Source organism: Streptomyces sp. NPDC101118, assembly GCF_044759445.1.
Taxonomy (GTDB): Bacteria; Actinomycetota; Actinomycetes; order Streptomycetales; family Streptomycetaceae; genus Streptomyces.
In genome coordinates, this window is sequence record NZ_JBIVZG010000002.1 from 119324 (window position 1) to 140063 (window position 20740).

19 protein-coding genes are annotated in these 20740 nt (G+C 74.3%); 12 read left to right on the forward strand and 7 right to left on the reverse strand.

The features are described from left to right. Positions 1–179: 179 nt before the first annotated feature. From ACIQUQ_RS03495 to paaK, 3 genes are all read right to left on the reverse strand, one after another. Positions 180–1004, reverse strand: a complete 825-nt coding sequence (locus tag ACIQUQ_RS03495; RefSeq protein ID WP_403970860.1) for a sulfurtransferase — start codon at positions 1002–1004, stop codon at positions 180–182. Positions 1005–1063: 59 nt separating this feature from the next. Continuing rightward, positions 1064–1936, reverse strand: coding sequence for a YhjD/YihY/BrkB family envelope integrity protein (locus ACIQUQ_RS03500; protein ID WP_403970862.1), 873 nt, complete (start codon positions 1934–1936; stop codon positions 1064–1066). A 181-nt stretch (positions 1937–2117) separates the two neighbouring features. Continuing rightward, positions 2118–3410 (reverse strand): phenylacetate--CoA ligase PaaK, encoded by a 1293-nt coding sequence (gene paaK, locus ACIQUQ_RS03505; protein WP_403970864.1) that lies wholly within the window; start codon positions 3408–3410, stop codon positions 2118–2120. Positions 3411–3581: 171 nt separating this feature from the next. Here paaK and ACIQUQ_RS03510 point away from each other — a divergent pair, with 171 nt between their 5' ends. Both ACIQUQ_RS03510 and ACIQUQ_RS03515 read left to right on the forward strand, forming a co-directional pair. Further along, positions 3582–3872: a hypothetical protein gene (locus ACIQUQ_RS03510; protein ID WP_403970866.1), complete on the forward strand. Its 291-nt coding sequence runs from the start codon at positions 3582–3584 to the stop codon at positions 3870–3872. Positions 3873–3957: 85 nt separating this feature from the next. Further along, positions 3958–4881, forward strand: coding sequence for an alpha/beta fold hydrolase (locus ACIQUQ_RS03515; protein ID WP_403970868.1), 924 nt, complete (start codon positions 3958–3960; stop codon positions 4879–4881). A gap of 154 nt (positions 4882–5035) precedes the next feature. On the opposite strand, the gene ACIQUQ_RS03520 is transcribed toward ACIQUQ_RS03515, so the two are convergent. After that, positions 5036–6667 (reverse strand): acyl-CoA synthetase, encoded by a 1632-nt coding sequence (locus ACIQUQ_RS03520; RefSeq protein ID WP_403970870.1) that lies wholly within the window; start codon positions 6665–6667, stop codon positions 5036–5038. Positions 6668–6853: 186 nt separating this feature from the next. Here ACIQUQ_RS03520 and ACIQUQ_RS03525 point away from each other — a divergent pair, with 186 nt between their 5' ends. The 5 genes from ACIQUQ_RS03525 to ACIQUQ_RS03545 all read left to right on the forward strand — a co-directional run bounded on the left by ACIQUQ_RS03525 (position 6854) and on the right by ACIQUQ_RS03545 (position 11296). After that, entirely contained in the window at positions 6854–7654 is an 801-nt protein-coding gene (locus ACIQUQ_RS03525; protein ID WP_403970872.1) for a crotonase/enoyl-CoA hydratase family protein, read from the forward strand. Positions 7655–7759: 105 nt separating this feature from the next. Beyond that, positions 7760–8749 (forward strand): OB-fold domain-containing protein, encoded by a 990-nt coding sequence (locus ACIQUQ_RS03530; protein ID WP_403970874.1) that lies wholly within the window; start codon positions 7760–7762, stop codon positions 8747–8749. After that, complete coding sequence (locus tag ACIQUQ_RS03535; RefSeq protein WP_403970876.1) at positions 8749–9810, forward strand: thiolase domain-containing protein; 1062 nt, start codon at positions 8749–8751, stop codon at positions 9808–9810. The genes ACIQUQ_RS03530 and ACIQUQ_RS03535 overlap by 1 nt, the downstream gene beginning before the upstream one ends. After that, the gene (locus ACIQUQ_RS03540) at positions 9803–10969 is read left to right on the forward strand and encodes a thiolase domain-containing protein (RefSeq protein ID WP_403970878.1); all 1167 of its coding nucleotides are present in this window, start codon (positions 9803–9805) and stop codon (positions 10967–10969) included. Before ACIQUQ_RS03535 ends, ACIQUQ_RS03540 begins: the two co-directional genes overlap by 8 nt. A 99-nt stretch (positions 10970–11068) precedes the next feature. Further along, a complete protein-coding gene (locus ACIQUQ_RS03545; RefSeq protein ID WP_403970880.1) occupies positions 11069–11296 on the forward strand; it encodes a DUF397 domain-containing protein in 228 nt (75 codons plus the stop codon). 198 nt (positions 11297–11494) lie between these two features. Here the strand turns inward: ACIQUQ_RS03545 and ACIQUQ_RS03550 are convergent, their stop codons facing one another. Continuing rightward, positions 11495–11854 (reverse strand): carboxymuconolactone decarboxylase, encoded by a 360-nt coding sequence (locus ACIQUQ_RS03550; RefSeq protein WP_403970882.1) that lies wholly within the window; start codon positions 11852–11854, stop codon positions 11495–11497. A 358-nt stretch (positions 11855–12212) separates the two neighbouring features. On the opposite strand from ACIQUQ_RS03550, the gene cseB reads away from it, so the two are divergent. The 4 genes from cseB to ACIQUQ_RS03570 all read left to right on the forward strand — a co-directional run bounded on the left by cseB (position 12213) and on the right by ACIQUQ_RS03570 (position 18055). Continuing rightward, positions 12213–12944: a two-component system response regulator CseB gene (gene cseB / locus ACIQUQ_RS03555; protein WP_403970884.1), complete on the forward strand. Its 732-nt coding sequence runs from the start codon at positions 12213–12215 to the stop codon at positions 12942–12944. A gap of 5 nt (positions 12945–12949) precedes the next feature. Further along, positions 12950–14257, forward strand: a complete 1308-nt coding sequence (locus ACIQUQ_RS03560; RefSeq protein ID WP_403970886.1) for an ATP-binding protein — start codon at positions 12950–12952, stop codon at positions 14255–14257. Between the two features lie 441 nt (positions 14258–14698). After that, positions 14699–15475, forward strand: coding sequence for an ABC transporter ATP-binding protein (locus tag ACIQUQ_RS03565; RefSeq protein ID WP_403970888.1), 777 nt, complete (start codon positions 14699–14701; stop codon positions 15473–15475). 18 nt (positions 15476–15493) lie between these two features. Beyond that, positions 15494–18055, forward strand: a complete 2562-nt coding sequence (locus ACIQUQ_RS03570) for an ABC transporter permease (RefSeq protein WP_403970890.1) — start codon at positions 15494–15496, stop codon at positions 18053–18055. Between the two features lie 193 nt (positions 18056–18248). Here the strand turns inward: ACIQUQ_RS03570 and ACIQUQ_RS03575 are convergent, their stop codons facing one another. Beyond that, complete coding sequence (locus tag ACIQUQ_RS03575; protein WP_403970892.1) at positions 18249–18839, reverse strand: HAD family hydrolase; 591 nt, start codon at positions 18837–18839, stop codon at positions 18249–18251. Then, entirely contained in the window at positions 18836–20023 is a 1188-nt protein-coding gene (locus ACIQUQ_RS03580) for an epoxide hydrolase family protein (protein ID WP_403970894.1), read from the reverse strand. The genes ACIQUQ_RS03575 and ACIQUQ_RS03580 overlap by 4 nt, the downstream gene beginning before the upstream one ends. Positions 20024–20139: 116 nt before the next feature. Here ACIQUQ_RS03580 and ACIQUQ_RS03585 point away from each other — a divergent pair, with 116 nt between their 5' ends. Next, on the forward strand, positions 20140–20730 hold the full coding sequence (locus ACIQUQ_RS03585) for a DUF664 domain-containing protein (RefSeq protein ID WP_403970896.1): 591 nt from the start codon (positions 20140–20142) through the stop codon (positions 20728–20730). Positions 20731–20740 lie beyond the last annotated feature (10 nt).

Sequence of the window (20740 nt, forward strand, 5' to 3'; positions counted from 1 at the left end):
CGGGTGGGGGCCGGTGCGGTGCGGGCGCGTGCGGAGGTGCAAGGTTCCTCCCGAGTGGGGTGCCGGCAGACCCCCCGAACTCAGTCAGAATTGATGAGCACCTGTCAACATCCCGTTCGGTACGGAGATTCCGGGACGCCCCGCCGCGAACCGGCCGCGGCCGGCCCGGCGGACACGGCCTACGCCCCCGTCGCCACCGGCAGGTCCGAGGGCAGCCCCCACTCGCTCCACGAGCCGTCGTACACCGCCAGCTCCCCGTACCCGGCGAGTTCCGCGCCCAGCGCCAGCACGCAGGCCGTCACCCCGGACCCGCAGCTGAAGTAGAGCTTCTCCCGCTCCCCGGCCAGCTCCGCGAACGCCTCGCGCAGCCGCGCCGCCGGCAGCATCCGGCCCGCGTCCTGCACCTCGCCGAACGGCAGGTTCAGCGCCCCCGGCATGTGCCCGCCGCGCAGCCCGGGCCGAGGCTCCGGCGCCGTGCCGGCGAACCGCTCCCGGGTCCGCGCGTCGAAGACGGCCGAGCCCGGGTCGGCGAGCGCGGCCCGCACCTCCGCGGCGCCCACCAGCACCCCGGGCCGCGGCCGCGCCGTGAAGTCGCCCCGCCGCGGAGCGGGCGCCGGCACCCCGGTCTCCAGCGGCAGCCCGGCCGCCTCCCACGCGGGCAGCCCGCCGTCCAGCACCGCCGCCCGGTCGAAGCCCATCGCGCGCAGCATCCAGCGGGCCCGGGCGCTGGAGTACACGCCCGCCGCGTCGTAGACCACCACGGAACTGGCGTCGTCCACCCCGAGGGCCCGCAGCTCCTCCGTGAAGGCGTCCGCGCCCGGCATCGAGTGCGGCACCGGGCTCGTGGGGTCGGACAGGGCGCCGTCGATGTCGAAGGGCCGGGCGCCGGGCACCCGGCGGCCGGCGCCCCGGTGGGCGCCCACCGAGGCGTCGAGGATGACGAGGTCCGGGTCGCCCAGGCGGGCGGAGAGCCAGTCGGTGTCGATCAGAGGGCCAAAGGGCATGGCGCGCAACCTTCGTTCGAAGACCGGACGATCAAGATCGCAGCGGCCCGCGCGCACTGTCAACGGTCGTGGTGGTCCTCGCCGTCGGCCAGCACCCCGGCGGCCCGGAGCCGGTTCAGCGTGCGGTGCTCGTGGACCAGCCGTCCCACGAGCGCGCCCCCGTAGACCACGAATCCGACGCCGACCAGCCAGGACTGCACCACCAGCAGGGTGCCGAAGGCTCCGTACGTGACGGCGTTCGACGCGATCAGGGGGGAGAACACCAGCTGCGAGAAGACCCGCAGCCCCAGCATCCCGAGGGTGGTGGCCACCGCACCCGGCAGCAGGGCCCGCCACTTCACCCGCCCGCCGAGCAGCAGCCGCTGCGAGGCCCAGAAGAACAGACAGGTGCTCACCGTGTCGGCCGTCCCGGCCAGCAGGGTGCCGGCGAGCCCCTGGGTCGGCGAGGACACCGCGATCAGCACCCCCAGGAAGGCGATCAGCAGTGCCAGCCACACCACGTGCCGCCACATGGTGTGCCAGCGGGCGGTCGGCAGGTCCCACACCTTCTCGTACCCCGTCTGGACGGCCGAGCCGAAGGTGAGGCCGAAGACCGTCAGCGCCGCCAGACCGAAGGCGGTGGTCCGCTCCAGGGCCTGGCCGCCCGCCCCGAAGAGGAGCTCCACCTGCCGGCGCGACCCCTCCGAGACGCCCAGGGCCTGGGCGAGCCAGCGCCCGAACCCCTGGAAGCTGTCGGGCGCGGCGGCCGCCACGACGATGAGCAGCGGGATGAGCGTGAGGAACCCGAGCGCCGCGAACCCCATGGCCCGGTGCATCAGCTCCATCTCGCGGCCCCGGCTCCAGGCCAGCCCGGCGGGAGAGGCCACCACCTTGTCGTGGAGGCGCCGGAGCCGGTGCGGGTGGTCCGCGGCGCCCGACGTCTTCGAAGTCACGACACCTGACTACCCCAAACCGCCCCATACCTGGCCGAACGCGCAGCCGTACGGGTGGATCCCGGCGGCAGGCGGCGCGCCGCCGCGCCGGGCGGGGCGGGGCGGCCGGGCGGGGCGGCCGGTGGCCGGGCAGGGTGGCCGGGCGCCGACGGCCGCCGCCCGCTCCCGGCATCGCCCGCGCTCAGCCCTTGGGGCGCAGGTCCACCAGCCGCTTGATCTTCCCGACCGACCGCTCCAGCGTCTCCGGGTCCACGATCTCCACCGCGACCGAGACGCCCACACCCTCCTTCACCGCGTGCACCACCGAGGCCGCGGCGGCCTCCCGCTCGGCGGCCGTCGCGTCGCGCCGCGCCTCCGCCCGCACGGTCAGCGCGTCCATCCGGCCCTCCCTGGTCAGCCGCAGCTGGAAGTGCGGGGCGACACCCGGGGTGCGGAGCAGGATCTCCTCGATCTGGGCCGGGTAGAGGTTCACCCCGCGCAGGATGATCATGTCGTCGCTGCGCCCGGTGATCTTCTCCATCCGGCGGAACGCCGGCCGCGCCGTGCCCGGCAGCAGCCGGGTCAGGTCCCGGGTGCGGTACCGGACCACCGGCATGGCCTCCTTGGTCAGCGAGGTGAACACCAGCTCCCCGTGCTCGCCGTCCGGCAGCACCTCGCCGGTGACCGGATCGACCACCTCGGGCAGGAAGTGGTCCTCCCAGACGTGCAGCCCGTCCTTGGTCTCGACGCACTCCTGCGCCACGCCGGGGCCGATCACCTCGGACAGCCCGTAGATGTCCACGGCGTCGATGGCGAGGCGGTCCTCGATCTCCCGGCGCATCTCCTCGGTCCACGGCTCGGCCCCGAAGATGCCGGTCCGCAGGGAGGTGGAGCGCGGGTCGACGCCCTGGCGCTCCATCTCGTCGAGCAGGGTCAGCATGTAGGAGGGGGTGACCATGATGATCTCGGGCCGGAAGTCCTGGATCAGCCGGACCTGGCGTTCCGTCATGCCGCCCGAGGCGGGGATCACGGTGCAGCCCAGCCGCTCGGCGCCGTAGTGGGCGCCGATGCCGCCGGTGAAGAGCCCGTACCCGTAGGCCACGTGCACCTTGTGGCCCGGGCGGCCGCCCGCCGCCCGGATCGAGCGGGCCACCACGTCGGCCCACATGTCCAGGTCGCGCTCGGTGTACCCGACGACGGTCGGCTGCCCGGTCGTGCCGCTGGACGCGTGGATCCGCCGCACCTCCGACTCCGGGACGGCGAACATCCCGAACGGGTAGTTCGCCCGCAGGTCGTCCTTGGTGGTGAAGGGGAAGCGTGCCAGGTCCGCCAGGGAGCCCAGGTCCTCGGGACGCACCCCGGCCTTGTCGAAGGACTCGCGGTAGTGCGGCACGTGGGCGTACGCGTGGCGCAGCGTCTCCCGCAGGCGCGTCAGCTGGAGGGCCTCCAGCTCCTCGCGGCCGAGCCGCTCCGCCGGGTCCAGCAGATCCGTCATGGACGACGTCTCCCATCGAAAACGGACGACCGATCATTCGGTACGGGTCGTGGACGCCCAGTAATCCAGCCGTCGCCGGCCCTGGCAAGGGGTGGACCGGGGGTTCTTGAAGTCCTGGCCGTGAGAGCCGCCCGACGGGCGGGACGTCGGGGCGGCTCTAGGATTTCCCCCATGACCATCGAACTGACGGGCGAACTGGAAGAGCTGATCGTGCTTCAGGAGGTGGCCGACGAGACGCAGGCCGAGGTGGACCGCGTCCACGGGGCACTCCGCACGCTGCCGAACCTGACCGATGAGCAGAACCGCGCGTGGCGGGACGTGTGGGAGGACGCGCGCGTGCCCTGGGAGGAGCTGGAGGACGCCCTGACCTACCACGCGGAGACGAACGGCCTCGACCGCGACGAGCTGCGGGCCGCGGTGCGGAGGGCTGTCGGTCACGCCGGGACCTCGGCAGCCGGCTGAGGGGTCCGCAGGCGGCCGGGCCCGTGGCCGCACGGCCGCGAAAGAACGTTGCGGGCCGCCCGCGGGCCCGGACAGGATGATCGGCATGACGGTCTCCGCCTCCCACGATCCCCGGGCCTCCGACGTTTCCCGGACCTCCCACGACTCCGACGACGCCGACGACGCCCACGCCTCGTACGCCTCCTACGACGGGACGCGGATCGCGTACCGCACGGCGGGCACGGGCGACCCCGGCCGGCCGCTGGTCTGCCTGCCGGGCGGCCCCATGCGGGCCGCCGAGTACCTCGGGGACCTGGGCGGGCTCACCGCGCACCGGCGGCTGGTCCTGCCGGACGCCCGCGGCACCGGCCGCTCGGCCGTGCCGGCCGACCGGGGCACGTACCGGGTCGACCGCCAGGTGGCCGACGTGGAGGCGCTCCGGGTCCACCTCGGCCTGGAGCGGATGGACCTGCTGGCGCACTCGGCGGCCGGCAACCTGGCCCTGCTGTACGCCGCCGCGCACCCGCAGCGGATCCGCCGCCTGGTCCTCGTCACCCCCAACGCATGGGCCGCGGGCCTCGGCGCCACGCCGGAGCAGCGACTGGAGGCGGCGCGGGAGCGGCAGGGGGAGCCGTGGTTCGAGGAGGCGTACCCGGCCTTCGAGCGGCTCTGGGCCGACGGGGAGTGGTCGGACCTGGTGCTGCCGTTCTTCTACGGGCGCTGGGACGCGGCCGCGCGCGCCCACGCGGCGCGCGAGGAGGAGCAGTTCAACGAGGAGGCCGCGGAGGTCTACCGCGACGACGCCGCGTACGACCCGGCGGCGGTACGCGCCGCGCTCGGCCGGACCGGCGCGGAGGTGCTGGTGCTGGCGGGGGAGTGCGACGGCGCACCGCGCCCCGCCGTGGCCCGGGAACTGGCCGCGCTGTTCCCCGCGGGGCGCTGCGAGGTGCAGCCGGGGGCGGGGCACTTCCCGTGGCTGGACGACCCGGAGGGGTTCGCCGGCCGGGTCGGGGCCTTCCTCGCGGGCTGACCCGGAGCCGCGGGAGCCGACACGAGGCGCCTGCGGGCTGCCCCGCGCCCCGATGGACTCGTACGGACGAGGGGCCCCGGCACCGGCCGGGGGCCCCTCGGCGTCACGGCAGCCGGCAGCCGGCAGCCGGCAGGCAGGAGTCAGGAGGCGGGAGTCACTCCGCGGCGTCCGCCGTGGTCGCCACCTCGCGCGCCCAGCGGTAGTCGGCCTTGCCGCTGGGGGAGCGCTGGATGGTCTCGGTCACCACCAGCTGGCGGGGGATCTTGTAGCCGGCCAGCCGGGTGCGGCAGTGGGCCTGGATCTCGTCGAGGGAGGGTGCCGGGGTGCCCGTCCGTACCTGTACCACCGCGGCCACGTGGCTGCCCCACTTCGGGTCGGGCACCCCGGCGACCAGTGCGTCGTACACGTCCGGGTGGGACTTCAGCGCCTGCTCGACCTCCTCGGGGTACACCTTCTCGCCCCCGGTGTTGATGCACTGCGAGCCGCGGCCCAGGACGGTGACGATGCCGTCCTCGTCGACCGTGGCCATGTCGCCCAGCAGCACCCACCGCTCCTCGCCGCGCCGGAAGAAGGTCTCGGCGGTCTTGGCCGGGTCGTTGTAGTACCCGAGCGGTACGTGGCCGCGCTGCGCCAGCCGGCCGACCTCGCCCACCGCCACCGGCTCGTGGCTGACCGGGTCGACCACCATGGTCCGTTCGTTGACCTCCAGCCGGAAGCCCTTCTCCGGGCTGGAGTCGTCCGTCGCGCGGCCGTTGGAGCCGGACTCGGAGGACCCGAAGTTGTTGAGCAGCAGCACGTTCGGGACGAGCCGCTGGAACTCGGCCCGCACCGAGTCCGACATGATCGCGCCGGACGAGGAGACGCTGAACAGCGAGGACAGGTCGGTGCCCTTGAGCGGGCCGTTCAGGGCGTCGATCAGCGGGCGCAGCATCGCGTCGCCCACCAGGGAGACGCTGGACACCTTCTCCTTCTCGATGGTGCGGAGCACCTCCTCGGGCGCGTACTTGCGGTGGATGACGATCCGCTGCCCGTAGTTGAACGCCACGAAGGAGGTGAGGGTGGAGGTGCCGTGCATCAGCGGGGGAGCCGGGAAGAAGGTGAGTCCGGCGCCCTTGGCGGCGACCCGCTCGGCCAGTTCCTCCGGGCGCTTGACCGGCTCGCCCGAGGGCTCGCCGCCGAACAGCCCCGCGAAGAACAGGTCCTCCTGGCGCCACATCACGCCCTTGGGCATGCCGGTGGTCCCGCCGGTGTAGATGATGAACAGGTCGTCGGGGGAGCGGGGCGGGAAGCCCCGGCCGGGCGCGCCGGCCGCCTCCGCGTCCGGGTACGCCACGGGCGCGACGGCGGGCTCCGGGGCGCCCTCGGGGGCGTCGCCCACGCGGATCAGGTGCCGGAGCCTGGTGGTCTGCGGCAGCGCGGCCGCCACCCGCTCGGTGAACTCCCCGTCGAAGACGAGCGCGGCGAGGTCGGCGTCCTTGTAGAGGTAGACCAGCTCCTCCTCCACGTACCGGTAGTTGACGTTCACCGGTACCAGGCGGGCCTTGAGGCAGGCCAGCACGGTCTGGAGGTACTCGACGCCGTTGTAGAGGTGCAGGCCCAGGTGCTCGCCCGGCCGCAGGCCGCTGTCGATCAGGTGGTGGGCGAGGCGGTTGGCCGCCGTGTCCAGCTCGCGGTAGGTGAGGCGGCGCTCGGCGCCGGTGCCGGGGTGGTCGACGTACACGAGCGCCTCGCGGTCCGGGACCACGTCGACGACCGACTCGAACAGGTCGGCAAGGTTGTACTCCACCGTTCCTCCTGACCCCGGAAATGGCGTGGGCGGTGCTGTCTGTGGGCTGCTCGGCGGACATTAGAGCGCCGGTCACCCCAAGTGGGAAGGGCGCCGGACAAGAAATCTGACTGTCTGTCAGAAAACTCTTGCCCCCGACCCCGCCCTCCTGCAACCTGTTCTAGGTCTTGAGACGGGAGGACGGCAATGGGTGGGACGGAACACCTCACCGTGGAGCGGCACGGCGCGACGCTGGTGCTCACGATGAACCGGCCGGAGGCGAAGAACGCGCTCTCGCTGCCGCTGCTGGTCGGGCTCTACGACGGCTGGCTGGAGGCCGACGCGGACGACGAGGTCCGCTCGGTCGTCCTCACCGGCGCGGGCGGTGACTTCTGCGCGGGGATGGACCTCAAGGCCCTCGCGGGCAGGGGCATGGCGGGAGACCACTACCGCGACCGCCTCAAGGCCGACCCGGACCTGCACTGGAAGGCGATGCTCCGCCACCACCGGCCCCGCAAACCGGTCATCGCGGCCGTCGAGGGCTACTGCGTGGCCGGCGGCACCGAGATCCTCCAGGGCACCGACATCCGCGTCGCCGCCGCCTCCGCGACCTTCGGACTCTTCGAGGTCAAGCGGGGCCTCTTCCCCATCGGCGGCTCCACCGTCCGCCTCCAGCGCCAGATCCCCCGCACCCACGCCCTGGAGATGCTCCTCACCGGCCGTCCCTACAGCGCCGCCGAGGCCGCCGCCGTCGGACTGGTCGGACACGTCGTCCCCGACGGCACCGCCCTGGACAAGGCCCTGGAGATCGCCGAGCAGATCAACGCGTGCGGCCCGCTCGCCGTCGAGGCCGTCAAGGCCTCCGTGTACGAGACCGCCGAGCTGACCGAGACCGAGGGCCTGGCCAGCGAACTCACCCGCGGCTGGCCCGTCTTCGACACCGCCGACGCGAAGGAGGGCGCCCGCGCCTTCGCCGAGAAGCGCCCCCCGGTCTACCGCCGCGCCTAGGCCGTGTCTTTCGGATCAGGCCCCGCGAGCCCGGCCTGATCCGAAAGACACGGCCCAGGGCCTCTCCCTCGGATCCGGCCGTCCCCCAGAAGGAGCCCCGCCACCGTGACCGAGATACTCAGCGCACCGCTCGTAGTCGAATTCCCCTTCACCCGCTCCCTCGGGCCCGTCCAGAGCGCCTTCCTCACCGGACTGCGCGAGCGGACCGTGCTCGGCGTGAAGGCCTCCGACGGCACCGTGCTCGTCCCGCCCGTGGAGTACGACCCCGCCACCGCCGCCGAGTTGCGCGAGCTGGTCGAGGTCGGCACCACCGGCACCGTCACCACCTGGGCCTGGAACCCCGCGCCCCGGCCCAACCAGCCCCTCGCCACCCCCTTCGCCTGGGTGCTGGTCCGCCTCGACGGCGCAGACACCGCCCTGCTGCACGCCCTCGACGCGCCCGGACCCGAGTCCGTCGCCACCGGCATGCGGGTCCGCGTCCGCTGGGCCGCCGACCGCGCCGGCGCCATCACCGACATCGCCTGCTTCGAGCCGTACGAGGACGGGGCGGCGGACCCGGAAGCGGGCACCGGTCCGGGCACGGCCGCCGGCACCACCGCGGCGGCCACACCCCACACCGGCGTCTTCGACGACCCCGTCACCGGCATCGTCGCCGAGGCCCGCCTCGACTACACCTACAGCCCCGGCCGCGCCCAGACCGCCTACCTCGCCGCACTCTCCGAGCGCCGCACCGTCGGCGAGCGCTGCCCCTCCTGCACCAAGGTGTACGTGCCGCCCCGCGGCGCCTGTCCCACCTGCGGGGTCGCCACCACCGACCGCGTCGAGGTCGGCCCCCGCGGCACCGTCACCACCTACTGCATCGTCAACATCAAGGCCAAGAACCTCGACATCGAAGTGCCGTACGTCTACGCGCACATCGCCCTCGACGGCGCCGGCCTCGCCCTGCACGGCCGGATCGGCGGGATCCCGTACGACCAGGTCCGCATGGGCCTGCGGGTGGAACCCGTGTGGACCGACGGCGGCCGCTACCCCGACCACTACCGCCCCACCGGCGAACCCGACGCCGACTACGACGCCTACAAGGAGCTGTTGTGATGCCCAACGCCACACGTGACATTGCAATAGTGGCCTTCGCCCAGAGCGACCACCGGCGCCGCACCGACGACCTCAGCGAGGTCGAGATGGTGATGCCCGTCCTCCACGACGTGCTCGCCCAGACCGGCCTCACCGCCGGCGAGATCGGCTTCACCTGCTCCGGCTCCAGCGACTACCTCGCCGGCCGCGCCTTCTCCTTCACCATGACCCTCGACGGCGTCGGGGCCTGGCCGCCCATCTCCGAGTCCCACGTCGAGACGGACGGCGCCTGGGCCCTCTACGAAGCCTGGGTCAAACTCCTCACCGGCGAGGCCGACACCGCCCTCGTCTACTCCTACGGCAAGTCCTCGCCCGGCTCCGTGCGCGACGTCCTCACCCGCCAGCTCGACCCCTACTACGTCGCCCCGCTCTGGCCCGACTCGGTGGCCCTCGCCGCCCTCCAGGCCCAGGCCCTCATCGACACCGGCGACACCGACGAGCAGGCCCTCGCCGCCATCGCCACCCGCAGCCGCACCGCCGCCCAGGCCAACCCGCACGCCCAGCTCCGCGGCCCCCGCCCCGCCGGCGACCGGCAGGCCGGCCCGCTGCGCACCGCCGACTGCCCGCCCATCGGCGACGGCGCCGCCGCGGTCGTCCTCGCCGCCGGCGACACGGCCCGCCGGCTGTGCGCCCGCCCCGCCTGGATCCGCGGCATCGACCACCGCATCGAGGCCCACTCCCTCGGCGTGCGCGACCTCACCGACTCGCCGTCCACCCGCCTCGCCGCCGAACGCGCCGGCGCCTTCGACCGCCCCGTCGACACCGCCGAACTCCACGCGCCCTTCACCTCGCAGGAGGTCGTCCTGCGCAAGGCGCTCCGGCTGGACGGCTCGGTGACCGTCAACCCCTCCGGCGGCGCCCTCGCCGCCAACCCGATGATGGCCGCCGGCCTGATCCGGATCGGCGAGGCGGCCGCCCGCATCCAGCGCGGCGAGTCCCACCGCGCCCTCGCCCACGCGACCTCCGGCCCCTGCCTCCAGCAGAACCTGGTCGCGGTCCTCGAAGGAGACCCCGGTGAGTAAAGAACCAGTGGCCGTCGTCGGGATCGGCCAGACCAAGCACGTCGCCGCCCGGCACGACGTCTCCATCGCCGGCCTGGTCCGCGAGGCCGCCCAGCGGGCCCTCGACGACGCCGAGCTGACCTGGGCGGACATCGACGCCGTCGTCATCGGCAAGGCCCCCGACTTCTTCGAGGGCGTGATGATGCCGGAGCTGTACCTCGCCGACGCCCTCGGCGCGGTCGGCAAGCCCATGCTCCGCGTCCACACCGCCGGCTCCGTCGGCGGCTCCACCGCCCTGGTCGCCGCCAACCTCGTGGCCGCGCGCGTGCACCGTACCGTCCTCACCCTCGCCTTCGAGAAGCAGTCCGAGTCCAACGCGATGTGGGGCCTGTCCCTGCCCGTGCCCTTCCAGCAGCCCCTCCTCGCCGGCGCCGGGGGCTTCTTCGCCCCGCACGTCCGCGCCTACATGCGCCGCACCGGCGCCCCCGACAGCGTCGGCTCCCTCGTCGCGTACAAGGACCGCCGCAACGCCCTCAAGAACCCCTACGCCCACCTCCACGAGCACGACATCACGCTGGAGAAGGTGCAGGCCTCCCCGATGCTGTGGGACCCCATCCGCTACTCGGAGACCTGCCCCTCCTCCGACGGCGCCTGCGCCATGGTCCTCACCGACCGCGAGGGCGCCGCCCGCGCCCCGCACCCGCCGGCCTGGATGCACGGCGGCGCCATGCGCAGCGAGCCCACCCTCTTCGCCGGCAAGGACTTCGTCTCCCCGCAGGCCGGCAAGGACTGCGCCGCGGACGTCTACCGGCAGGCCGGCATCACCGACCCGCGCCGCCAGATCGACGCGGTCGAGATGTACGTGCCGTTCTCCTGGTACGAGCCGATGTGGCTGGAGAACCTCGGCTTCGCCGAGGAGGGCGAGGGCTGGAAGCTCACCGAGTCCGGGGTCACGGAACTCGACGGCGACCTGCCGGTCAACCCGTCCGGCGGCGTGCTCTCCACCAACCCGATCGGCGCCTCCGGCATGATCCGCTTCGCCGAGGCCGCCCTCCAGGTCCGCGGCCGGGCCGGCGAACACCAGGTGGACGGGGCGCGGCGGGCGATGGGCCACGCGTACGGCGGCGGCGCGCAGTTCTTCTCGATGTGGCTGGTGGGCTCGGAGCAGCCCACGAGCTGAGACCGGCCGGGGCGCGTGCGGTGTCCGGCGGCGGCCTGTCCGCCGCCGGACCCGCTCGCTACCCTGACCCCCGGGACGACGCGACCGGAGGGAGCCAGCATGACCACGCAGCCGCTGACCGGGTGGGACAAGCCGGAGCTGGACCTGAGCAACGCGCGCTGGCAATCGGGCAGTCAGGGCGCCGGCGACGTCCAGATCGCGTTCGTCGAGGGCTTCATCGCCCTCCGCAACAGCGAGCGGCCCGAGAGCCCGTCGCTGATCTTCGCCCCGGACGAATGGCGTGCCTTCGTCCGGGGCGCCCAGGAGGGCGAGTTCGACCTGACGTGATCCGATGGATCCGATGGATCCGACGTGATCCACGCGGTCCGATGCGATCCGACGTGATCCACGCGGTCCGACGTGATCCGACGTGATCCACGCGATCCGATGTGATCCGACGTGATTCACGCGATCCGATGTGATCCGACGTGATTCGACTGTTGTGACGGGGCCTGGCCTGGCCTGACGCGAGGCGCCCGGCAGCCCTCAGGTCGCGCGGCGTGCGGCCTCCGCCTGGGCGATGGCCTCGGCGTCGCTCTCGGCGAGTGCGAGGGCGACGCCGAAGGCCTGGGCGATGTGGCCGGCCGCGGACATCACGCGTGCGGTGCCCACGACGGGCGCGATCGCGACCAGCAGGTCCTGGAGCTGCTCGACGGTGAAGCCCGCCTTCGCCGCGGGGTCGATGTGCGCCAGGTAGGAGATCGCGGGTGCGTCCATGGCCACGAGCGCCGCGATGCGGCTGAGGATCAGCGTGTGCTGGTCCATGCGGCAGTGCTCGATCGAGTCGATCGTCATCGCGGCGATCGTGTCGAGGACGGGTGTGTCGAACTCAGGTGCAGTGGCCATGACGGGGCTGCCTTCCGGATCCGTTGCCGTGGGAAGTCGGACCGCCACCCGCTTCGCGGGGTCCCCCCCTCTTGTGCCCGGCGGTGACCCGACAAGCGTAGGCACCGTCACGCGGTCACGCGCGGCGAGGCGGCGGGCCGCCCGTGGAGCACGCCACGGTGCACCGCCCGGTGGGCTGGCCTCGGCGGGCCCCGGCGGGCCCCGGCGGGCCTCGGCGTGCCCCGGCGTGCCCCGGGGCATCCGGTGCCGGGCCTTCGTATCCGTCGTGTATCAGTGGGCGCTCGGTCGCCCATCAGCCCGTACCGCCCCGCCCCATGACGGGCGGAGCACGCCCGGGACCTGCCCTATCGTTCCTTCCATGTCCTCACCCACCCCGGCCCCGGCCCCTCCCGTACGCGTACTGCTGGTCGAGGACGACGACCTGATGCGCCGGTCCTTCGGCGTCGCGCTGGAGCGCTACGGGTACGAGGTGCAGGCCGCGGCCGACGGGCTCACCGGGCTGGAACTCTTCCGCGAGCACCCCTTCGACCTGCTGGTCCTGGACGTGATGCTGCCCGGCCTGGACGGCATCGGCCTGTGCCGCCGGGTCCGCGAGACCAGCCTGGTGCCGGTGCTGATGATGTCCGCCCGCGGCGACGGCCTCGACGTCGTCGCCGGCCTGGAGTCCGGCGCCGACGACTACGTGGTCAAACCCGTGGACACGTACGTCCTCGTGGCCCGCATCCGCTCGCTCCTCAGGCGTGCCACCTACGCCCCCGCCCCCGCACCCGGACGGCCCCCGGGCGACGCGGCCCCGCCCGAGGGCGACCTGCTGGAGTTCGGGGACCTCACCGTCGACACCGCGGGCATGGAGGTGTCCGTCGCCGGGCAGCCCGTGGCGCTGACCCCGACCGAACTGAAGCTGCTGCTGGAGTTCGCAGCCCACCCCGGCGTCGTCTTGGAGCGCCACACCCTGCTGCGCAACGTGTGGGAGTACGGCTGGGACGGCGACAGCCGGGTGGTGGACCTGTGCGTACAGCGGCTGCGCAGGAAACTCGGCCGGGACCGCATCGAGACGGTCCGCGGCTTCGGCTACAAGCTCAGGCGCTGACCGCCGTGCGCGCGTACGGACCGCGGCGGCGCCGCGCCTCCCTCCGCTGGAAGATCGCCGCACTCGCCACGGCCACGGCCTGCCTGGTCGCGGCCGCCGTCGGCGTCCTGGTGCACCTGTGGACCGCGCAGGACGTCCGGCAGCGTGCGGAGCGGGAGGCCTTCAACACCGTCTACTCGGCCATGGACGTCTACCGGCGCACCGGGACCCTCCCCGACGGCGCCGGACTCGACCCGGACGACCTCCCCGCCGCCCTGCGCCGGCCCGCCGACGCGGAGCGGCACACCGCCGTCGACGAGACCGTCGACGGGAACAGCGGGCCGACCGTCTGGGCCGCGCAGCGGACCGGCGGCCCGGGCAGCCCGGTGCTCGCCGTCCAGGTCAACATGAACCCGGACCTCCACACCTTGCGCCGCCTCGACCTCACCATGACGGTGGCCTCCCTCGTCGCGCTCGCCGCCGCCGTCCCCCTCTCGGCGTACGGGGCCGGCCTGCTCGCCCGCCGGCTGCGGGCGGTCTCCGAGACGGCGGGCCGGATCTCCGCCGGCGACCTCGACGCCAGGACCGGACCCGTCAAGGGCGGCGACGAGGTGGCCGAGATCGCCGCAACCGTCGACCTCATGGCCGACAGCCTCAGCCGGCGGCTGCGCACCGAGCGCCGCTTCACCGCCGACGTCGCCCACGAACTGCGCACCCCCGTCGGCGGCCTGCTCGCCGCCGCCGACCTGCTGCCGCCCGGCGAGACCGAGGACCTCCTGCGGGCCCGGGTACGGGACCTGCGCGGCCTGGTCGAGGACCTGCTGGAGATCTCCCGCCTGGACGCCGGCGCCGAGCGGCCCGTCCGCGCCCGGGTGCCGCTCGGCGCCGTGGTCGCCGAAACCGTGGCCCGTACCGGACTTCCCACCGAGGTCACCGTGACGGGACCGGGCGGGGCCGGGGGTGTGCGGGAGATGGGGGAGATGGGGGAGGGGTGGTCCGGCGGCGTGGACGGCGAGACCGTCGAGACCGACCCGCGCCGCCTGGAGCGGATCGTCGGCAACCTCGTCGTCAACGCCCACCGGCACGGCGGCACCCCGGTGCGGGTCACCGTCGAGGGCCGCACCGTCGTCGTGCGCGACCACGGCCCCGGCTACCCGGAGCAGCTGCTGCGCGACGGCCCGCGCCGCTTCCACACCGGCGCCGAGGAGCGGGGCACCGGTCACGGCCTGGGTCTCACCATCGCCCTTGGCCAGGCCGCGGTGCTCGGTGCCGAACTGCGCCTGGAAAACGCCGGGGACGGTGGCGCCGTGGCCTGCCTGACGCTGCCGGTCTGATGCCCTGTGGGGCCGCCTCGTGGTGCATGGGTCCCCTCGGTGCTTGACGGGGCATGGCCTGCAGGCCCTGCGGCAGGCCCACCCCTGGGGCAAGGGGCTTCGCCCTGGCCTTCGGCCACCCCAGGCCCGGGCCTGCCTCCGGACCAGCCTGCCATGCCCCGTCAAGCACCTCCCCCACGCACCACGAGGCGGCGGCGGTGGCGAGGTTCGTAGCCCGTATGACTTCACCGCCGGGCGCCTTCACCCCCGGCCGCCTTCAGCGCTGGCCGCCTTCGCCGCCGGGCGCCTTCGCCGCCAGGCGCGTCTCCGCGGAGGCGATACGCGGCCGGGCGCCGCCCGATACGCGGCTGAGCGCCCGTCGATACGCGGCTGACCAGGGCCGGATACGTACCCCCGACACCCTTCGACGTGCACCCACCGCACATCCGAAGAGGAGTCCCCGTGACCGCTGGCGCCTTCGCCCCGCACCCGACACCCGGGATCGCCGCCGCCACCACCGACCTGTCGAAGGTCTACGGCACCGGGGACACCCGTGTCGTCGCCCTGGACCGCGTCAGCATCTCCTTCAGGGAGGGCGAGTTCACCGCGATCATGGGGCCCTCCGGCTGCGGCAAGTCCACCCTGCTGCACTGCGCCGCCGGCCTCGACCAGGCGACTTCCGGCTCCGTCCGCATCGGCACCACCGAACTCGCCACCCTCGACGACCGCAGGCTCACCCGGCTGCGCCGCGACCGGATCGGCTTCGTCTTCCAGGCGTTCAACCTGATGCCCACCCTGACCGCCCTGGAGAACATCACGCTCCCCCTGGACCTCGCCGGCCGCACGCCCGACCGGCGGTGGCTGGACCGGGTCGTCGCCATGGTCGGCCTGTCCCAGCGCCTGGACCACCGCCCCGCCCAGCTGTCCGGCGGCCAGCAGCAGCGCGTCGCCGTGGCCCGCGCCCTGGTTTCCCGGCCCGCGATCGTCTTCGGCGACGAGCCCACCGGCAACCTCGACTCCCGCTCCGGCGCCGAGGTGCTGGGCTTCCTCCGCGACTCCGTGCGCGAACTCGGCCAGACCGTCGTCATGGTCACCCACGACCCCGTCTCCGCCGGGTACGCCGACCGCGTCGTGTTCCTCTCCGACGGCCGCCTCGTCGACGAGATGTCCCACCCCACCCCCGACCGGGTGCTGGACCTGATGAAGAACATCGACCCCCGCACGGCCGAACGCGGCTGAATCCCAGGAAAGCTCCCCATGCTGAAAACAGCCCTGCGCAACCTGCTCGCGCACAAGGCGCGCCAGTTCATGACCGTCCTCGCGGTGTGCCTCGGCGTCGCGCTGGTCAGCGGCACCCTCGTGTTCGCCGACACCACGGCCCAGGCCCACCGCGCCGCGGAGTCCCGGAATTTCGCCGGCATCGACGTGACCGTCACCGCGAAGGACCCCGAGCCCGGCGCCCCCGCGGACCCGAGGGGCAGCGCCCTGGACGACGCGCTCGTCCGGAAGCTCGCCGCCGTACCCGGAGTCGCCGCGGTACGCCCCTCCGCCGACGGCACCGCCGTCCTGAACGGCGCCGACCGCGCCCCGCTGCGGGTCCGCACCGGAGCCAACCTGGCCGCCGGCCACGTACCCGGCCAGGACGGCACCGACGACCGCTACCCCCTCGTCGAGGGCCGCGCCCCGCGGAACTCCGGCGAAGTGGCCCTGGACCGCGCCACCGCGGCCGCCGGCGGGCTCAGGACCGGCGACACCGTCACGCTCGCCGTCGACGGCCCGGTCCTGCACAAACGGCTCGTCGGCATCGTCACCACCACCGAACCCCGGGTCACGGCCGGCGGCACCCTGGCCCTGTTCGACAAGGCCACCGCCCAGGCGCTGTTCGCCGCCCCGGGCCGCTACACCGCCGTCGACCTGACCGCCGCGCCCGGCACCGACCAGTACGAACTCGCCCGCCGGGTCGCCGAAGTGCTTCCGGCCGGCCGGGCCGAGGCCACCACCGGCACCGCGCAGGCCCGGCAGCAGGCCGTCCTCGTCGACACCCTCACCCGCGGCTACGAGAAGGTGCCGCTGCTCTTCGCCGGCGTCTCGCTCTTCATCGCCTCGTTCCTGATCGTCAACACCTTCACCATGGTCGTGGCCCGGCGCACCCGCGAGATCGCGCTGCTGCGGGCCGTCGGAGCGTCCCGCCGCCAGGTCGCCCGCACCGTCCTCCTCGAAGCACTCCTCGTCGGACTCGTCGCCTCGGCCGCCGGATTCGTGCTCGGCCTCGGCATCGCCGCCGCCCTGCCCACCGTCCTGAGCACGGCCGGCAACACCCTGCCCGACGGCCCGCTGGTGATCGGCCCCGCCCCCGTCGCCGGCGCCCTCGGGGTGGGGGTCGGCGTCACGCTCCTCGCCGCGTGGCTGCCGTCCCGCCGCGCGGCACGGATCGCGCCCGTCGAGGCGCTGCGCACCGCCGGACAGCCGCCCTCCGCCGCCCGCTCCCGGGTCCGGGCCGCGACCGGCCTCGCGCTCCTCGTGCTCGGCGGCGCCCGGCTGGTCTCCCTCTCCGGAGCCGAGGACGCCTCCGCCGGCAACCTGGACGCCGCGATGCTCGGCTGCGGCCTCTTCACGGCCGGCCTGATCGTCCTCGCGCCGACGCTCGCGACCCCCGTGATCCGCCTCGCCGGTCGCCTGACCGGCCGCTTCGGGATCACCGGCCGGCTCGCCCGGGAGAACGCGCTGCGCGACCCGCGCCGTACGGCGGCCACCGCCGCCACCCTCCTGACCAGCACCGCCCTCGTCGCCGGGCTCGCGGTCATCGGCCACTCGGCCGGCCAGGCCCTCGACCGCCAGGCCGCGGCAGGTCTGGCCGCCGACTACGTGATCGGCTCCCGCACCCCCACCACCGGCGTGGACCCGGCAGCCGTCGGGCGGGTGGCCGGCGTACCCGGCGTACGCACCGCGAGCCCCGTCAGCGACTCGAACCTGGTCGTCGGCGGCCTCGTCCGGCAGATCTCCGGCGTCGACCCCGGCACCGTCGGGCAGGTCATGGAGCTCCGCTTCCGCAGCGGCTCGGCCGACGGCCTCGGACCCGGCCGCATCGCGGTCTCCGAGAGCCTCGCCCGCGCCAACGGCCTGACCACCGGCGGCACCCTCCGCGCGAGCATCGGCTTCCGCCAGGAGGCCAGGACGTACACGGTCGTCGGCGTCTACCAGGACAACCCGGTCGCCCAGGACGCGCTCGGAGCCCGCTCCGAGGTCGCGCGCCAGGCCTTCATGCCCGGCTCCGTCCAACGGCTCCTCGTACGCACCGACGCCGGCGCCGTCCCGGCCGCCACCGAGGACCGGCTGCGCGCCGCGGTGGGCGACAGCCCGCTCCTGAAGGTGCAGGACCGCCAGGCCCTCGTCGACGAGGCCGCCGGCAGCATGGGCGACCTCCTGGACGTCATGTACGGGATGCTCGGCATCGGCCTCGTGATCTCCGCCCTCGGCATCGTCAACACCCTGGCCGTCTCGGTCGCGGAACGCACCCGCGAGATCGGCGCCCTGCGCGCCCTCGGCATGGACCGGGCCGGCGTCCGCCGCATGATCAGGCTGGAGGCGGTCACCGTCGCCGCGTACGGCACCCTCCTCGGACTGGCGGGCGGCCTGGTGTGCGCCTGGGCGGTCGCGCCCCTGGCGAGCGGCGCGCTGGAGCACTACACGCCGTCCCTGCCCTGGGGGACCCTGCTCCTGGTGTGTCTGGCCTCCCTGGTGATCGGCGCGCTCGCCGCAGCCGTCCCGGCCCGCCGCGCCGCGCGCCTGCGGCCCCTGGAGGCCGTGGCGGGGGCCTGACCGGCCGGTTCCGCCCTCGGCCGGTTCCGTCCGGCTCCGTCTCCGAGGGCCGGCCCCCATCGGGCCGGCCCCGGAGGGCCCGGCCGCAGATGTCCAAGCCCCGGCCCGCGGGCCCGGGCGCGCCACCGGCGGCTCCCCGCCGAGGGGAGCCGCCGCGCCGCGCCCGCCGTCCGCGCCACCGGCGCGGCGTCCGTCACCTCAGCAGCCCGGCCAGGTCTGCCACCCCGCGGTAGTGCAGCCCGGTCATCCCCGTCCGCACGGCCGCCTCGACGTTCTCCTCGCGGTCGTCCACGAACAGGCACCGCCCGGCCGGTACGCCGGCCCGCTCCAGGGCGATGGCGTAGATCTCCGGATCCGGCTTGGCCACGCCCACCTCCGCGCTGCTGACCACCGCGTGCGCCAGGTCGTCGATGCCCAGTGCGGCCAGGTCCTCGCGCAGCCAGGGCGTGGCGTTCGTGACCAGCACCAGCGGGCGCACCGCACGCGAGGCCCGCAGCAGCGCCACGACCTCGGGGTCGACCCGGGAGGGCGCGTACGCGAAGGCCCGCGCCAGTTCCCCCGGCACCTGCCGCGCGATGGCGTCGGCCCATTCCTCCCGCGTGATCCTGCCCAGCAGCAGTGGCAGGTCGACCTCGGGCGAGAACGCCACGGAGGCGGTGGTGCCCTCGGGGAGCCCGGCGGCCCGCTCCAGCGCGCCGATGCCGTCCTCCTCGTAGAAGCGGATCACGCCGTCGAGGTCGCACAGCACCGCGTCGAACGGCCCGGCGGGCGCCCCGGCGGTCACCGGGGCCCCGCGGGGCCGGCGTCCAGGCCGGCGAAGAACGCCCGGACGTCCGCGACCAGCAGGTCCGGGACCTCCAGCGCGGCGAAGTGGCCGCCCCGGTCGTACTCCGTCCACCGGACGATGCGGTTGGTCCGCTCCGCGATGTGACGCAGCGGGATGAAGTTGTCGTACGGGAAGACCGCGAGCCCCGTCGGCGCCGCGGACGGCTCCGGCGGCTCGCCCCAGTACGCGGCGTGCGCCCGTTCGTAGTACAGGCGGGCGGAGGAGCCCGCGGTGCCGGTCAGCCAGTACAGCATCACGTTCGTCAGCAGCAGGTCCCGGCCGACCGGCGTGCGCGGATCCGTCCATTCCGCGAACTTCTCAGCGATCCAGCCGAGTTGGCCGACCGGCGAGTCGGTCAGCGCGTACGCCAGCGTCTGCGGCCGGGTCGACTGGAGGTCGGCGTAGCCCTGGCGGTCGCGCAGCCAGCCCCGGGTGCGCTCCCAGGAGGCCAGGGTGCGGGCCCGTTCGCCGGGCACCAGGGCGGCCAGCTCCGTCAGGGTGGGCTCGGCGGTCGCCGCCCCGCCCGGCAGCAGGTTGAGGTGGACGCCCACCACCTCGTCCGGCCGGATCCGGCCCAGCTCGCGGGAGATCGCGGCCCCCCAGTCCCCGCCCTGGACGCCGTACCGGCCGTACCCCAGCCGCCGCATCAGCTCGCCGAACGCGGCCGCCACCCGCTTGAACTCCCAGCCGGGCTCGGTGGTCGGGCCGGAGAACCCGAAGCCGGGGATGCTCGGCAGCACCAGGTGGAACGCCTGCGCCGGATCGCCCCCGTGCGCCCGGGGATCCGTCAACGGCCCGGCCACCTCGAGGAACTCGACGACCGAGCCCGGCCAGCCGTGCGTCATCAGCAGCGGCAGCGCGTCCGGCTCGGGGGAGCGTATGTGCGCGAAGTGCACACGGGTCCCGTCGACGACCGTGGTGTACTGCGGCCAGGAGTTGAGCAGCGTCTCCGCCGCCCGCCAGTCGTACTCGTGCCGCCAGTACGAGACGAGCGACCGCAGGTGCTCCCGCGGCACCCCGTACTCCCAGCCCACATCGGGGAGTTCGTCCGGCCACCGGGTCAGGTCGAGGCGCTTGTGGAGGTCGTCCAGATCGGCCTGTGGGACGTCGACCCGAAACGGCAGGACGCTGTCGTTGATCATGATCGGATGCTAGGTCCGGCCGCCGTCCAAAAGCGAGCCCCGGTGCGGCAGGGCCCGGCCGGACCCGGGCCTTCATCCCATGGCGGCCGCCCCAGACGCTACGTGATCATGGCTCCATGGACCTCACCGATCGGCACGAGCCCGACGAGACCGCGGCGGTCACCCGCTGGACCACCTCCACCGTCCACACCGACATGTGGACCGACGCGGCCGACGACCCGCGCGAGCACGGCACCCGCACCTTCGACGAACGCAGCACGCTGCTCGACAGCCTGCGTCACTTCCGCCTCACCCTGGAGATGAAGTGCGCCGGCCTGGACGCCGAGCAGATGGCCCGGCGCTCGGCCCCGCCCTCCACGATGTCGCTGCTCGGGCTGGTGCGCCACATGGCCGAGGACGAACGCCACTTCCGCCGCATGGCCGGCCAGGACCTGCCGCGCATCTACCGCACGGCCGACGACCGCGACGCCGACTGGAACGGCGCGACCGCCGACCCCGCCGTGGTGGACGACGCCTGGCGGCAGTGGCGCGCCGAGGCCGAGCTGACCGACGCGTTCATCGCCGGTTTCGCCGACCTCGGCACCCGCAGCGGCGCCGACGACGCACAGTTGCGCGACATCCTCGTCGCGCAGATCGGGGAGTACGCGCGCCACTGCGGCCACGCCGACCTGCTGCGCGAACGCGTCGACGGCCGGGTGGGCCAGTGACCGGCCCGCC